We start from the raw sequence: 15,305 nt of genomic DNA, 5'->3' as shown, positions 1-15,305 counted from the left end.
CATGATTTCTTTGCCGATCGACGAAGTTTTACCCGCCCTGCGTGAAGCGTTGGCGACACGCCACGAAGCCGTGCTCGAAGCACCGCCCGGCGCCGGTAAAACCACCCGCGTGCCCTTGGCCCTGCTCAATGAAGCGTGGCTGAACGGGCAGACCATCCTCATGCTCGAACCGCGTCGACTGGCGGCGCGTGCAGCGGCGGAGCGGCTGGCCAGCGAGCTGGGCGAGAAGGTCGGTGAAACCGTCGGTTACCGCATCCGCCTCGACAGCAAGGTCGGCCCCAACACACGCATCGAAGTCGTCACCGAAGGCATCCTCACCCGGCGTCTGCAGGACGACCCGGCGCTGGAAGGCGTGGGCCTGCTGATCTTCGACGAATTTCACGAACGCAGTCTCGACGCCGATCTGGCGCTGGCCCTCAGTCTGAACGGTCGCGAGCTGTTTCGAGCTGAACAACCGCTGAAGATTCTGCTGATGTCCGCCACCCTTGAAGGCGAACGTCTGGCCGGGTTGCTCGACGACGCGCCGATCCTGCGCAGCGAAGGCCGGATGTTCCCGGTGACGATGCGCTGGGGTCGGCCATTCCAGCCCGGCGAATACATCGATCAACGCGTCACGCAAACGGTGCTCGAAGCGCTGCACGATGAAACCGGCAGCCTGTTGGTGTTTCTGCCGGGGCAGGCGGAAATCCGGCGTGTTCATCAACAACTGGCGGACGCCATCGGTGAGCGCAGCGACGTGTTGCTCTGCCCGCTGCACGGCGAACTCGACCTGAATGCCCAACGCGCCGCCATCGACCCGGCTCCGGCCGGCCAGCGCAAAGTGGTGCTGGCCACCAACATCGCCGAGACCAGCCTGACCATCAACGGTGTGCGTGTGGTAATCGACGCCGGGCTGGCGCGTGTGCCGCGTTTCGACCCGGGCAGCGGCATGACTCGGCTCGACACTCAGCGTATATCCAAAGCCAGTGCCACCCAGCGAGCGGGCCGGGCAGGGCGTCTGGAACCTGGCGTGTGTTATCGACTGTGGTCGCAGGATCAGCATGAACAGCTGGCGGCTTATGGCAGTGCGGAAATCCTCTCGGCGGATCTGGCTGGCCTGGCTTTGCAACTCGGTCGCTGGGGCGTGGCGCCGAGTGATCTGATCTGGCTGGACGTGCCGCCGGCGGCCGCTTATGCACAGGCTCAGGATCTGTTGCAGCGCCTCGGTGCACTGGACGGTGAAAGCCTCAACCGTCACGGGCAGGCCATGGCTGAATTGCCGGCCCATCCGCGCATCGCGCATTTGCTGTTGCGTGGTCAGGCACTGGGCTTGGCGACCATGGCGTGCGACGTCGCCGCGTTGCTCGGCGAGCGCGACATTTTGCGCGGTGCCGGGGCGGATCTGCACAGCCGTCTGGTGCTGCTGTCCGGCGAAGAACGCGCGGCCCGTGGTGCCCAGGGCGGCGTGCAGCGCGCCCGGCAACTGGCGCGGCAATATCGTGGATACCTGCGCGGCAAGGCGAGCGAACCAGTTGCCGACCCGGATCACCCACGCTGGCTCGGCGCCTTGCTGGCGCTGGCCTACCCGGACCGCGTCGCTCAGCAGCGGCGTGCCGGTGGTGCCGAATATCGTCTGGCCAACGGCCGTGCGGCGCTGTTCGCCGAAGCCGACAGCCTGATGAAGGAACCGTGGATCGTCATCGCCGACCTCGGCAGCCGCCAAGGTCAACGCGAAGAGCGGATTTATCTGGCGGCGGATTTCGATCCGGCGCTGTTCGATTCGGTGCTGGCCGAACAAGTGCACAACGTCGATCAACTGGACTGGGACGAGCGCGAAGGCGTGTTGCGCGCAGAGCGCCAACGCAAGGTTGGCGAACTGATCCTCAGCCGCGAACCACTGACCGGTCTCGACGAAAACGCCCGAAGTCAGGCACTGGTCAATCTGGTGCGGCGCAAGGGGCTGGAGCTGCTGCCGTGGACCCCGGAACTGCGCCAGTGGCAGGCGCGAGTCGCCTTGCTGCGCCAGCTCGACCTTGACGCCAAGGGCGACAGCCAATGGCCGGATGTCAGCGACGCCACCCTGCTGAAAACCCTCGAAGACTGGCTGATGCCTTTTCTGGGCAAGGTCTCGCGCCTCAGCCATTTCGCCAACCTCGACTTGTCGAGCATCGTGCGCAATCTGCTGCCATGGCCGCTGCCACAACAGCTCGACGAACAGGCGCCGCATCACCTGAGCGTGCCGTCAGGCTCGTCGATTCGCCTCGACTACAGCGAACAACCACCGATACTCGCCGTGCGCTTGCAGGAGCTATTCGGCCTGGCCGACACACCGCGCATCGCCGGCGGCCGGCAGGTGGTCAAGCTGCACCTGCTGTCGCCCGCGCGGCGTCCGGTGCAGGTGACGCAGGATCTGGCCAACTTCTGGCGCAGCACCTATGCCGAGGTGAAGAAGGATCTGAAGGGGCGGTATCCGAAGCACTATTGGCCGGATGATCCGCTGGTGGCTGAAGCCACCGCCCGGGCCAAGCCGCGCGGTACGTGAGGGTCAGCGGCTGGCCTTGGCGGTCAGCTGCTCCCGGCAATAATCGGCAAACAACTGCGCCGGTTTGGTCAGTTGTCCGCGTTTGAGCCACGCGGCCACGAGGCCTGAGCCGGTGACGTCTTCGACGATGTCGACGCACACGACTTTCTTGCCGTCGTAGGTGCATTCCGAATGCGGGCGGGTGACCAGGATCGAGAAGCCGAAACCCTGGCCGACCATGCCGCGCACCATTTCGATCGACGGCGAGCTGAAATCGATGCGTGGCGACAGCCCGAGTTCTTCGAACAGGCTGACGAAGTAGGTGCGGCTCGGTTGCACGTCGAGCAGGATCATCGGTTCCAGGCACAAGTCCCGCAGCGAAACCTGCTTGAGCTGGGCGAAGCGGTGATCTGCCGGGAGCAGGGCGTAAGGCCGTTGGGCCGGCATCAGGGGTTCGGTTTCGATGGTGGCGTCGAGGTCGTGTTTGTAGAGGATTGCCAGGTCGAAGGTGCCCGAGGTCAGGCCTTGCACCAGTTCCTGTTGTTCGCCGTCGCGGATGCGGATCTTCACCCCCGGATACAGCGCCGAGAAGCCGGCAATCAGTTGCGGCAGGTACAGCGGCGCCACCGTTTCAAAACAGCCGATATCGATCTGCCCGGCCACCACGTCGTTGTCGGCGAGGGCGTTCTGTTCGAACTCCTTGGCCATGCGCAGCAGTTCCTGGGCCTTGCGGAAGAACCGCGCGCCGCTAGGCGTTAGCGACACGCCTTGGGCGTGATGGCGGATCAGCAGTTGCACGCCGAAGCTGTCTTCCAGCCCCTTGATCGCCGTGGAAATCGCCGGTTGCGCGATGTACAGCTTGCGCGACGCTTCGGCGACGCTGCCGCATTCGACGGTGGTGATGAAGTATTTCAACTGACGCAGGTTGTAAGCGGCCACGGTGAACCTCAAAGCGAACGGATTCCACATCCAAGCAATTTGTAAGCCGCCGGCCTCCGTTCTGTCGGCGGTTTTTTTGTCCCTGAACAATAGCCCCATACGCGCGCGAAGGGGCCATCGGCTGGTTACCTTTTTTATTGTCTGCGAAGACATTTTTACTGGTTTTAGCTCGCACGGGCCTGAGCGACTATCGACCCCGCACTGTTCTCAAAAGAATAAAAGTCCAAGGAGCAACCACCGTGTTCGAGCTTGCAGACTGGCAGCGCAAGGCCGCTGAATTGAGCTATCCGTATCAGGCCGTGATCGACGGCAAACTGCGTGCGGCGCAGTCGGGGCAGACCTTTGCCGCGATCAACCCGGCCACCGGCCAACTGCTGGCAAACGTCGCCGCGTGCGGTGAAGAAGACGTCGATGCAGCGGTGAAAAATGCGCGGCAGGTGTTCGAGGCGGGCTCCTGGGCCGGGCGCTCACCGAGCGAGCGCAAGCAAGTGCTGCTGCGGCTGGCGGATCTGATTCTGGCCAATCGCGAAGAGCTGGCGTTGCTCGATTCGCTGAACATGGGCAAACCGGTGATGGACGCTTACAACATCGACGTGCCGGGCGCCGCCGGGGTGTTCCGCTGGTACGCCGAAAGTCTCGACAAGCTCTACGATCAGGTCGCGCCAAGCGCGTCGAACGTGCTGGCGACCATCACCCGCGAAGCGCTGGGCGTGGTTGCTGCGGTGGTGCCTTGGAATTTCCCGCTGGACATGGCCGCGTGGAAACTCGCGCCGGCGCTGGCGGCGGGCAACTCGGTGATTCTCAAACCCGCCGAGCAATCACCGTTCTCCGCGTTGCGTTTGGCCGAGCTGGCGCTGGAAGCCGGGTTGCCGGCCGGTGTGCTGAACGTGCTGCCGGGGCTCGGCGAACAGACCGGCAAAGCCTTGGGCTTGCACCCGGATGTCGATTGCCTGGTGTTCACCGGCTCGACCCAGGTCGGAAAATATTTCATGCAGTACTCCGCGCAGTCGAACCTCAAGCAGGTGTGGCTGGAGTGCGGCGGCAAGAGCGCCAACCTGGTGTTCGCCGACTGCCAGGATCTGGATCTGGCGGCGCAGAAAGCCGCGTTCGGGATCTTCTTCAATCAGGGCGAGGTCTGCTCGGCCAACTCGCGGTTGCTGGTGGAACGCTCGATTCATAACGAGTTCGTTGAACGGCTGAAGGCTCAGGCCGAACGCTGGCAGCCGGGCGATCCGCTGGACCCTGCGAGTGCAGCCGGGGCAATCGTCGATACTCGTCAGACCGAAAGCATTCTGCGCTTCATCAACCAGGCCGAGCGCGAAGGCGCGACCCGCGTCTGCGGCGGGCGGCAGCTGAGTTTCAACGGTTCGGACAACTTCATTCAGCCGACGATTTTCACCGACGTGCAGCCGCACATGACCCTGTTTCGCGAAGAAGTGTTCGGCCCGGTGCTGGCGGTGATGCCGTTCGATGACGAGGCCCACGCCTTGCGACTGGCCAACGACAGCGTCTACGGTCTGGCGGCGTCGCTGTGGACCGATGATCTGCACCGCGCGCACCGGGTGGCGCGGCAATTGCGAGCCGGTACGGTGTCGGTCAACAGCGTCGATGCGCTGGACGTGACCGTGCCGTTCGGCGGCGGCAAACAATCCGGGTTCGGCCGCGATCTGTCGCTGCACTCGTTCGACAAATACACCCAGTTGAAAACCACCTGGTTTCAACTGCGCTCATGACAGCCGCTCACAACAAAAAAGGAGATCCGGCGATGACCACCTCACGTGAAACCCGCGACTACCAGGCCGCCGATGCAGCGCACCACATTCATGCGTTCGTCGACCAGAAGGCCCTCAACGACGAAGGCCCACGGGTGATGGTGCGTGGTGACCGCCTGCATCTGTGGGACAACGACGGTCGGCGCTACCTCGACGGCATGTCCGGGCTGTGGTGCACCAACCTCGGTTACGGGCGCAAGGACTTGAACGCGGCAGCGAGCCGGCAACTGGAGCAGTTGCCGTACTACAACATGTTTTTCCACACCACCCACCCGCAGGTGATCGAGCTTTCCGAGCTGCTGTTCAGCCTGCTGCCGGGGCACTACAGCCACGCGATCTACACCAACTCCGGCTCCGAGGCCAACGAAGTGCTGATCCGTACCGTGCGCCGTTACTGGCAGGTGCTGGGCAAGCCCGAGAAGAAAATCATGATCGGCCGTTGGAATGGCTATCACGGTTCGACCCTCGCGGCGACGGCCCTTGGCGGCATGAAGTTCATGCACGAAATGGGCGGGATGATTCCCGACATCGCGCACATCGACGAGCCGTACTTCTTCGCCCACGAAGGCAATCTGACCCCGGCGGAATTCGGTCTGCGGGCTGCGCAGCAACTGGAATCGAAGATCCTTGAACTGGGTGCCGACAAGGTCGCCGGATTCATCGCCGAACCGTTCCAGGGCGCGGGCGGGATGATCTTCCCGCCGGAAAGCTACTGGCCGGAAATCCAGCGCATCTGCCGCAAGTACGACGTGCTGCTGTGTGCCGATGAAGTGATCGGTGGCTTCGGTCGCACCGGCGAATGGTTCGCCCACGAATACTTCGGTTTCGAGCCGGACACCCTGTCCATCGCCAAGGGCCTGACCTCCGGTTACATCCCGATGGGCGGCCTGATCCTGTCGAAGAAAATGGCCGACGTGCTGGTGGAGCAGGGCGGTGTGTTCGCCCACGGCCTGACCTATTCCGGGCACCCGGTGGCGGCGGCGGTGGCGATTGCCAACCTCAAGGCATTACGCGATGAAGGCGTGGTGACGCGGGTCAAGGATGACATCGGCCCGTACCTGCAACAGTGCCTGCGCGAGGTGTTCGGCAATCACCCGCTGGTGGGCGATATTCAGGGCACGGGCATGGTCGCGGCGCTGCAACTGGCCGAAGACAAGGCCACGCGCAAGCGCTTCGCCAATGAGAACGACATCGCCTGGCGCTGCCGCACGATCGGTTTTGAAGAGGGGGTGATCATTCGCTCGACCCTGGGGCGGATGATCATGGCGCCGGCGTTGATTGCCAGCCGTGAGGAGATTGACGAACTGGTGGGCAAGACGTTGAAAGCGCTGGATCGTACCGCGCAGGAATACGGTCGGCTCTGATCTGAAACCTGTGTGAAACGATAACAATCGCAGCCTTCGGCTGCGATTTTTTTGGGCTTTGCACCCACCTCGGGCACCCCCGTCCGACACGCCCTTTCGCGGTGCGCACTACCCAGTTTTTTCATCGTTCGCGTCTAACTATTTCCTCGTTTTCCTTACGCCAAGCCTGGGTCAACATCGATTTCGCCAGCCAAGGCATTGCCCGCCAGAGTCCAGCAGAGACCGCAGCGTGCATCCGCGCCGACGAGGCTGGCCGTACTGCCCATGACAACTAAATCAACAGCGTTGGGAGTGCTCCATGAACAAGTCCTTGTTTACCCGTCTTGCAGGTCCTCTGGCGATTTCCGCCCTTTCCGTCACCGCCGCCCAGGCCGGCACCTTGTCGATTGGCCACACCACGTGGGTCGGTTACGGCACCCTGTATCTGGCTCAGGATCTGGGCTACTTCAAGGAAAACGGCCTGACCGTCGAATTGCCGGTGGTCGAAGAAGCGTCGATGTACATGGCCGCTCAGGCGTCCGGGCAATTGTCCGGCTCGGCCTCGACCATCGACGAAGTGCTCAAGTACCGCCCGCAGTTCTGCTTCAAAGCCGTGGCCGCGCTGGATGACAGCCATGGCGGCGACGGTGTGCTGGTCGGTAAAAACGTGAAGAGCCTGCAGGAACTCAAGGGCCAGGCTGTGGCCGTCAACGAAGGGTCGACCTCGCAGTTCTGGCTCTCGTATCTGCTGAAAAAGAACGGCATGAGCATGAGCGACATCACCGTGCAGAACATGACCGCCGACGATGCCGCCACCGCGTTCATCGCCGGTCGCGTGCCGGCCGCCGTGACCTGGGAGCCGCATCTGTCGATGGTGCGCGACAAGCAGCAGGGCAAAGTGCTGATCGACAGCAGCAGTACGCCGGGGGTGATCGTCGATGTGGTGGCGCTCAACTGCACGGTGATCGAGAAGCAGCCGGAGGACGTCAAGGCGCTGGTCGCCGGGCTCTACAAAGCGGTGCAGTACACCAAGGACCATCCACAGAAAGCCTACGAAATCATGGCCAAGGGTGTCGGCGGTTACCTGTCCGATCCGAAGGAACTGGCCGCCGCCGCGCAGGGCGTGCGTTTCTACGATCAGGCCATGAGCGAAAAACTCCTTGGCTCGCCGGGCAAGCCAGGTGACAGCGCACCGCTGATCAAACTGGCCAACGAAACCGCCAGCGAATTGCAGGGCAAGCCCTACAACGTCAGCAATGACGATCTGGTGGATAACCGCTTCGTCAGCCCGCTCTAGGAGACTGGTCATGTTCAAGCGCAATTCATGGCTGAGCCGCTGCATCACGCCGAAGACCGGATTGCCAATGCCGGTGGTGTGGAGCGCCAGCGGTCTGGCCTGGGTGTTGCTGGTCGGCCTGTGGGCCGGGTTGTCCTACGGCGGCATCGTGCCGGGGATGTTCCTGCCGACGCCCGGCGCGGTGGTCGAGGCCGCGGTGCGCCTGAGCCGCGATGGCACACTCGGCCAGCATGTCTGGGCCAGTGTCGAAGTGGTGATGGTCGGCTTCATTGTGTCGTCGCTGGTGGCAGTGCCTCTGGGCTTGCTGATGGGCAGCTTCCGTATCGTCCAGGCGTTCCTCGAACCGCTGGTGAATTTCATCCGTTACCTGCCGGTGACCTCGTTCGTGCCGCTGTTCATCCTGTGGATCGGTATCGGTCTGGAGCAACGGGTGTCGGTGATCATTTTCGGCGTGTTCTTCCAGCAACTGGTGATGATCGCCGACGTGTCCAAAGGCATTTCCAAGGACTTGATCAACGCCTCTTACACCCTCGGCTCCAACCGGCGTGACGCAGTGCTGCATGTGATCGCCCCGGCGTCGTTGCCCGGCGTGCTCGACACCTTGCGGGTGACCATGGGCTGGGCCTGGACCTATCTGGTGGTCGCCGAACTGGTCGCCGCATCGAGCGGCCTTGGTTACTTGAGCCTCAAGGCCATGCGCGGCTTTCAGGTCGACGTGATTTTTCTCGCCATCGCGATCATCGGCCTGCTCGGCCTGGTCACCGATCAACTGTTCCGCTTCTTGCGTTTGAGGATTGCCGCATGGGCTCAGTAACCGCTGCCAACCGTCGTTTCATCGAGCCGGTCGCTGCACCGGTACACGCCGCGCCAAGGTTGCAGGTGGACAAGGTCAGCCTGCGTTACAGCAAACCCGGCGGCGGTACATTTACTGCGCTGGAAGAGGTGTCGTTCGAAGTGCCGGATCAGCAGTTTGCGGTGCTGGTCGGGCCGTCGGGCTGCGGCAAGTCGAGCCTGCTGTACCTCACCGCCGGCCTGGCCGAGCCGACGTCCGGCGAGATCTATGTCGGCGGTCAGCAAGTGCAGGGCCCCGGCGCGGATCGCGGGATGGTGTTCCAGAGCTACACGCTGTTCCCGTGGCTGACCGTGCGGCAGAACGTCGAGTTCGGCCTCAAGCGCCGGGGCATGCCGGCGGCGCGGCGCAAGGAAATCGTCGATCACTATGTCCACGAAGTCGGCTTGTCAGGATTTGCCGACAACTACGCCAAGCAGTTGTCCGGCGGCATGATGCAGCGGGTGGCGATTGCCCGGGCATTGGCCAACGACCCGCAGATCCTGCTGATGGACGAACCCTTCGGCGCCCTCGACAGCCAGACCCGTCTGCAAATGCAGCAGCTATTACTGCGGGTGTGGGGCAACAGCAAGAAAACCGTGCTGTTCGTCACCCACGACATCGACGAAGCGATCCTGCTCGGCGATCGGGTGTATGTGATGGGCGCGCGGCCTGGACGGATCAAGCAGATTCTGGACGTGCCGATCGAGCGCCCACGCACGCTGGACATGGTGATGGAGCGCTCGTTCATCGACATGAAACGGCAGATCTTCGGGCTGTTGCACGACGATCTCGAAGAGGCTCATTGAGGTCAGTTGGGTGGCAGGAGGAACTTCGCAATCACCGGTAAATGATCGGAGATGCGCAAGGTGTCGTCCTGCCGCACCGTGGCTTCGACCCGTTTGATCTTCGGGCTGTAGAACAGGTAATCGACCGTGCGGTCCGGGCCATTCAGGCCGGGGTCATTAGGGTAATGGGTCAGCCACTTGGCGCGGTCGATGCCGCTGGCTTCGTTGTTGGTCGGGATCATCGGGTATTTGTCCCACAGCACATGCAGCGCACTGTCGGCGGAGTACGGCGCGCGCTGCTCGGTGGGCAGGCGCCGGTACTGGCCGAGCGGCAACAGGTTGAAGTCGCCGCCGATCAGCCACGGCGTGCCGTGGCTTTCGTGTTTGTCGAGGACCTTGGCCACCGCTGTCACCTGCGCCTGCAAGGTTTCGTCCGGTTGGGTGGCGCGATCCAGATGGGTGTTGAACACCACCAGTTGCCCGCCATCGCTGAGCGGCAGAGTGGTGGCGAGCAGGGCGTTTTTCGGCTGGAACTGACGGCTGATGATGTTTGACGGCTGCACCGGCAATTGCAGGCGTTCGGCGTGTTCGATGCGGTAGCGGCTGAGGGTGGCGAGCTGTCGGCCGACGCTGCCGAAGATGTGCGGATCCGGGACGAAATCGGCCTTCCAGTCAAAGGCGTGGGCGCTGCATGGGTAGAGGTCGGTGAGGCGTTCCTGCAACAGCTTGAGCTGGTTCTGATAGTCGCTGGCCTTGGCGCCGTCATCCAGTTCCTGCAACAGCACCACGTCGGGCTGTTCGTCGCGGATCACTCGCGCCACTTCATCGAGGCTGAACGCCATGTCTTCCGGGGTCGGGGCTTCGTCTTCGCCTTGCGCCAGGTCATTCCAGAACACGTAGCGCTTGCCGGCCAGGTATTGCACGTTCCAGGTCATGACTTTCAGGGCCTGGCCGGGCACCAGCGTCGGCGGTTGCCCGGTGCAGCTGACCGGCAGGGTTTCCCGGGCGTCGGGGCGCCAGGTCAGGCTGAAGATCAGCGTGCCGATCAGGGCGAGGGCGAGCAGTACGGGCAACAGGATGTAGCGCAGTAGACGGGTCATGGCTCGGCTTATAGCGATACGGAAGTGGTCCCGAGCATACCCGAGACCCATCCATCACCCCAAGCTCGGTGCAGTCAGACTATTCCGTCACGTTTGTCGGGCAATTCGCTGATCAACATGAACAGGCGGAACAGCACCACACTGGTGAACAGCTGCAGGAAGCTGTGACCGCTGTCGATCAGCACCGCAATCAACGGATTCTGCGGATCGGGATAGACCTGCAAAGTCAGGCCCTTGAGCAGCCACAGCGGCCCCATCACACACAGAATGCACACCAGAATCCGCAGAAAATGCCCACGGCTCAGGCGCAGGCTTTCCTTCATCGCCTGCAACGGGCCGTAACCGCGCAGCACCAGCAGATACTCACCGAAGGCCAGGGTGACCATCAGCCACAGGCCTGGCAGGAAATACAGCGACAGACCGAGCAGGATCAACAGTGTGTTCAGCGCAGTCAGCAGGGCAAAGCGCGGCCACAGGCGAGCGGCCATCGCCAGCAGATCGCGGGTTTGCGGGGATTCGCCGCGGGTGCGGGCGTCGAGAAACAGAATCAGCGCGGCGGTGTACAGCGGATACACCAGCAGGCCGACGATCACGCTGATGGCCGAGTAACCGTCCGGGTCGCTGGCATGGTCGACCACCTGTTGCAGCACGGCTTCGACAATCACCAGCGGCAGGCACAACTGGACGATCCGGCCCAGATTGCGTTTGAAGAAATACAGGGAGTCGCGCAGCACATCGAAGGCATTCATCAGTCGGTATCGCAGGTCAAAAACAGTGGCCCACTTTAACCGATGATCCGTTTCGCTGCGCAAACGTAAACGTTCGGTAAAGGTCATTGAAACATTCTGTCACTGCCTCCATTACAGAGGTGCGCCTTCTCCGACGTGGAGGAGGGCAACGTTATCCCCGGCAATCTACGAGGTCGCCATGAACAGCGAAGAACAAACCCTGATCGATGGACTGTTTTCCCGGCTGCAACAGGCCGAAACGGAGGCAGCCCCGCGCGACGCCCAGGCCGAGGCGCGGATCAAGGAACACCTGACGCGCCAGCCGGCCGCAGGTTATTTCATGACCCAGGCGATTCTGGTGCAGGAGGCTGCCCTCAAGAGCCTCGACGAACAGAACAAACAACTGACTCAACAGGTCAAGCAATTGCAGGCCGAACTGCAATCGGCCAAGGCGCAGAGCGCGCCGCCGGCCTCCAGCGGTGGTGGCTTCCTGTCGAGCATCTTCGGTGGCAGCAGCTCGCGCCCGGCGCCGACCCAGAGCGCCCCGGCCTCCACTGGCGGCTGGCGTGAGCCGGCACCGCAGCAGAGCTTCGGTGCGCCCGCGCCACAACAGAACTTCGGCGCGCCACCTCCGGGTTATGGCCAGCAACAAGCGGCCCCGGCAGCCGGCAGCAGCTTCCTCGGCGGCGCCCTGAAAACGGCGGCCGGTGTGGCGGGTGGCGTGATGCTGGCGCAAGGCATCAGCAGCCTGTTCCATCACAACCAGCAGCCGCAGGAAATCGTCGAAGTCATCAAGGAAGAGCCGGCTCAGGTCAACGACCAGAGCAACAACGGCTGGGGCGATGATCAGCGCATGGCCAACAACGATTCCTACGGTAATGACCAGGGCGGCTTTGCCGACACCGACTACAGCGACGACAACTCATCGTTCTTCGATGACGACGATTCCTTCGTCTGATTCACCATTCGTCCGGGGCGCCTGATCGCCCCGGGCCGATTATTCGCGGAACCTTCCTTCGGGCTGGCATACTGAGCGCCTTTTTCGGGCCTGGTGCCTGATCCGGCTCATGCGCGTCAGCGCTCACAGGAACTCCGGTGAAAAAAATCGCAGTGTTCGCCGATGTGCAGAACCTCTACTACACCGTGCGTCAGGCCTATGGTTGCCACTTCAACTACGCGGCGCTGTGGGCGGATGTCAGCCAGCACGGGCAGATCGTCGAGGCCTACGCCTATGCGATCGACCGGGGTGACAGCAAACAGCAGCAGTTCCAGCAGATCCTGCGCAACCTCGGTTTCACCGTGAAACTCAAACCCTACATCCAGCGCAGCGACGGCTCGGCCAAGGGCGACTGGGACGTGGGCATCACCCTCGACATCATGGACGCCGCCGACCACGTCGACGAAATCGTCCTGGCCTCCGGTGATGGCGATTTCGACATGCTGCTCGAACGCATCATCAACAAACACGGCGTGCAAGCGGTGGCCTACGGCGTTCCCGGCCTGACCGCCAACTCGCTGATCCGTGCCGCCAGCCGTTATGTGCCGATCGAAGGCGCACTGCTGTTGAAAAATTGAGCCCTGCTCAAGAATTGATTTGGACGGAGTACCACCCGGTTTGGAACGCATTGCAGTCATCGACTTTGAAACCACCGGCATCTCGCCGAGCAGCAGCTGCCGGGCCACGGAAATCGCCGTGGTCATGCTGGAAAACGGCCGCATCGTCGAGCGTTACCAGAGCCTGATGAACGCCGGCGTCCGCGTCCCGGCCTTCATCGAACAACTCACCGGCATCAGCAACGCCATGCTGCGCACTGCGCCTTCGGCCGAACAGGTGATGAACGAAGTCAACGAATTCGTCGGCTGCACGCCCCTGCTGGCGCACAACGCCGCCTTCGACCAGAAGTTCTGGGACTTCGAACTGGGGCGGATCAAACGTACCCGTTTGCAGAATTTCGCTTGCTCGCTTTTGTTGGCCCGCCGTTTGATGCCGGCGGCGCCGAATCACAAGCTCGGTACGCTCACTACCTTCGCCCAACTGCCGCACACCGGCCAGGCGCACAGGGCGATGGCGGATGCGGAGATGGCGGCGAATTTGCTGGCGCATCTGGCGGATGAGTTGCGGCGCAAGCATGGGGTGCGGGAGCTATCGCACGACTTGCTGTGCAAATTGCAGAAAGTCCCGGCTGCCAAGGTCGGCGAGCACCTCCAGCGCTATCGCTGATTTTCAGGCAAACACATTTCCCTGTTGATCGTTCCCACGTCGAGGCGTCGAACCGTCCGCGTGGGAATGCAGCCCGGGACGCTCCGCGTCCCTTCCAAAGCCGAACGCGGAGCGTCCGTTGAGGCATTCCCACGCAGAGCGTGGGAACGAGCGGGACGGGAAGGTTACTTTCCGTTCCCTTCGATATGCCCCAACGGCACCCGCTTCTCTATCGCACTCGACAACACGATCGACGTCTTGCTGAACCCGAATTTCGCCACCCGGTTGATCAGCTCTTCCAGCTCGGTCATCGAGCCCACGGCGGCCTGCATGATCACGCACGGGTCGCCGGTGACGCGGTGGCATTCGGTCAGTTGCGGAATTCTGATCAGTTCGTCGTACACCTTCGGATTGCCGTGCTGGTTCAGGCGCAGTTCGATGACGCACTGGATCGGCAGGCCGAGCTTGGCCATGTCGACTTTGGCCGAGTAGCCGGTGATGACGCCGCTGGCCTCGAGTTTAGCCACGCGCTCGGCGACGGCAGGGGCGGAGAGGTTCACTTTGCGGGCGAGGTCGGCGTAGGACGCGCGACCGTTTTCGAGCAGGGCGCTGAGCAGCATGCGGTCGTATTTGTCCAAGGTCAGACTCCTGAAATTGCCAGACTTTCGAAATCGCGGTTTTGGCCGTCGATCTCCGTGTTTTCGAAAGTGTACCGGCGCTATAAACAGGTTTTGTAACTTATTTTTAGCGGTTGGCCTTTCTAGAATAATCAATCCCCTGAGTCTGACTTTCGAGCTGCCCATGTCTGCCTTGCGCCGTTTTTCCTTGCCCTTGATCGCCGCGTTTTTTGCGTTGTACGTGATTTGGGGATCGACCTATCTGGTGATCCGCATCGGCGTCGAGTACTGGCCGCCGCTGATGCTCGGCGGCGTGCGCTTCGTGATTGCCGGCACTCTGATGTACGCGTTCCTGCGCTGGCGCGGGGCACCGGCGCCGACCTGGGCGCAATGGAAAGCGGCGGGGATCATCGGGATTTTGTTGCTGAGCTTCGGCAACGGCGCGGTGACCTTGGCCGAGCACAGCGGCGTGGCGTCGGGTGTCGCGGCGCTGGCGGTGGCGACGGTGCCGCTGTTCACTTTGCTCTGCGGTTATCTCTGGGGGGCGCGCAACACCCGCTTGGAGTGGGCCGGGGTGGTGATGGGGATTATCGGTATCGCGATGCTCAACATGGGCTCCAACCTGCAATCGAGTCCGCTGGGCGCGGCGCTGCTGATTTTCGCGGCAGCGAGTTGGGCGTTCGGTTCGGTGTGGAGCAAACACCTACCGCTGCCTCAGGGCGCAATGGCCAGTGCCGTGGAAATGCTGGTTGGTGGGGCGGTGTTGCTGATCGGCAGCGCGGCCAGCGGTGAACACCTGCAGGCCATGCCGCCGCTGGAAGGCTGGTTGGCGTTGGCGTACCTGATCTTCTTCGGCTCGATCATCGCCTTCAACGCTTACATGTATCTGTTGAAAAACGTTCGTCCGGCGGCGGCCACCAGCTACGCCTACGTCAATCCGGCGGTGGCGGTGTTGCTGGGGATCGTGTTTGTCGGCGAGACCATAGGCATCGAAGAAGCGCTGGCAATGCTGGTGATCATCGGCGCGGTGGTGCTGATCAGTCTGCCGCAGTGGCGGCGTCCGGCGCGGTCGCCGGTGGTCAGCGAGCCGGCTGCCGCAGCGAAGGTCATAGCGACGGAGCAGCGTGCGAATTAGGGTAAACTGCGCGCCATCGCATACTCGTTTTGCACAATCTGCTCTGATTTTTCCTAC

At 62.5% G+C, this 15,305-nt stretch carries 14 protein-coding genes; 10 read left to right on the top strand and 4 right to left on the bottom strand.

Annotation, left to right across the window (positions count from 1 at the left end):
• Window position 1 precedes the first annotated feature (1 nt).
• On the top strand, window positions 2–2,521 hold the full coding sequence (gene hrpB, locus C1X29_RS00615) for an ATP-dependent helicase HrpB (RefSeq protein WP_102716646.1): 2,520 nt from the start codon (window positions 2–4) through the stop codon (window positions 2,519–2,521).
• 3 nt (window positions 2,522–2,524) lie between these two features.
• On the opposite strand, the gene C1X29_RS00610 is transcribed toward hrpB, so the two are convergent.
• A complete protein-coding gene (locus C1X29_RS00610; protein WP_085747763.1) occupies window positions 2,525–3,439 on the bottom strand; it encodes a LysR substrate-binding domain-containing protein in 915 nt (304 codons plus the stop codon).
• 239 nt (window positions 3,440–3,678) lie between these two features.
• Here C1X29_RS00610 and C1X29_RS00605 point away from each other — a divergent pair, with 239 nt between their 5' ends.
• The 5 genes from C1X29_RS00605 (at window position 3,679) to C1X29_RS00585 (ending at window position 9,489) form a co-directional block, all read left to right on the top strand.
• Entirely contained in the window at window positions 3,679–5,172 is a 1,494-nt protein-coding gene (locus C1X29_RS00605) for an aldehyde dehydrogenase (RefSeq protein ID WP_102716645.1), read from the top strand.
• Window positions 5,173–5,204: 32 nt separating this feature from the next.
• Window positions 5,205–6,575 (top strand): aspartate aminotransferase family protein, encoded by a 1,371-nt coding sequence (locus C1X29_RS00600; protein WP_102716644.1) that lies wholly within the window; start codon window positions 5,205–5,207, stop codon window positions 6,573–6,575.
• Between the two features lie 298 nt (window positions 6,576–6,873).
• Window positions 6,874–7,851 carry an ABC transporter substrate-binding protein gene (locus C1X29_RS00595; protein ID WP_102716643.1) on the top strand — a complete coding sequence of 326 codons (978 nt, stop codon included), beginning with the start codon at window positions 6,874–6,876 and terminating at the stop codon, window positions 7,849–7,851.
• A 10-nt stretch (window positions 7,852–7,861) separates the two neighbouring features.
• A complete protein-coding gene (locus C1X29_RS00590; RefSeq protein WP_102716642.1) occupies window positions 7,862–8,665 on the top strand; it encodes an ABC transporter permease in 804 nt (267 codons plus the stop codon).
• On the top strand, window positions 8,653–9,489 hold the full coding sequence (locus C1X29_RS00585) for an ABC transporter ATP-binding protein (protein WP_102716641.1): 837 nt from the start codon (window positions 8,653–8,655) through the stop codon (window positions 9,487–9,489). The genes C1X29_RS00590 and C1X29_RS00585 overlap by 13 nt, the downstream gene beginning before the upstream one ends.
• Window positions 9,490–9,491: 2 nt before the next feature.
• Here C1X29_RS00585 and C1X29_RS00580 read toward each other — a convergent pair whose 3' ends face one another.
• Entirely contained in the window at window positions 9,492–10,568 is a 1,077-nt protein-coding gene (locus tag C1X29_RS00580; RefSeq protein WP_102716640.1) for an endonuclease/exonuclease/phosphatase family protein, read from the bottom strand.
• A 74-nt stretch (window positions 10,569–10,642) separates the two neighbouring features.
• Window positions 10,643–11,317 (bottom strand): YciC family protein, encoded by a 675-nt coding sequence (locus tag C1X29_RS00575; RefSeq protein ID WP_218189661.1) that lies wholly within the window; start codon window positions 11,315–11,317, stop codon window positions 10,643–10,645.
• Between the two features lie 178 nt (window positions 11,318–11,495).
• Here C1X29_RS00575 and C1X29_RS00570 point away from each other — a divergent pair, with 178 nt between their 5' ends.
• The 3 genes from C1X29_RS00570 (at window position 11,496) to C1X29_RS00560 (ending at window position 13,517) form a co-directional block, all read left to right on the top strand.
• A complete protein-coding gene (locus C1X29_RS00570; protein ID WP_102716639.1) occupies window positions 11,496–12,254 on the top strand; it encodes a DUF2076 domain-containing protein in 759 nt (252 codons plus the stop codon).
• 137 nt (window positions 12,255–12,391) lie between these two features.
• A complete protein-coding gene (locus tag C1X29_RS00565) occupies window positions 12,392–12,871 on the top strand; it encodes an NYN domain-containing protein (protein ID WP_007958730.1) in 480 nt (159 codons plus the stop codon).
• A 40-nt stretch (window positions 12,872–12,911) separates the two neighbouring features.
• Window positions 12,912–13,517, top strand: a complete 606-nt coding sequence (locus C1X29_RS00560; protein WP_039771802.1) for a PolC-type DNA polymerase III — start codon at window positions 12,912–12,914, stop codon at window positions 13,515–13,517.
• A 164-nt stretch (window positions 13,518–13,681) separates the two neighbouring features.
• Here C1X29_RS00560 and C1X29_RS00555 read toward each other — a convergent pair whose 3' ends face one another.
• On the bottom strand, window positions 13,682–14,134 hold the full coding sequence (locus C1X29_RS00555) for an Lrp/AsnC family transcriptional regulator (protein WP_039771800.1): 453 nt from the start codon (window positions 14,132–14,134) through the stop codon (window positions 13,682–13,684).
• 163 nt (window positions 14,135–14,297) lie between these two features.
• Here C1X29_RS00555 and yedA point away from each other — a divergent pair, with 163 nt between their 5' ends.
• Window positions 14,298–15,248, top strand: coding sequence for a drug/metabolite exporter YedA (gene yedA, locus C1X29_RS00550; protein ID WP_085668064.1), 951 nt, complete (start codon window positions 14,298–14,300; stop codon window positions 15,246–15,248).
• Window positions 15,249–15,305: the final 57 nt, after the last annotated feature.

Source organism: Pseudomonas sp. GW456-12-10-14-LB2, from assembly GCF_002884345.1.
Lineage (GTDB): Bacteria > Pseudomonadota > Gammaproteobacteria > Pseudomonadales > Pseudomonadaceae > Aquipseudomonas > Aquipseudomonas paraglycinae.
The sequence above is the reverse complement of the archived record's forward strand: the minus strand, read 5'-3'. Positions and strand labels throughout refer to the sequence as shown.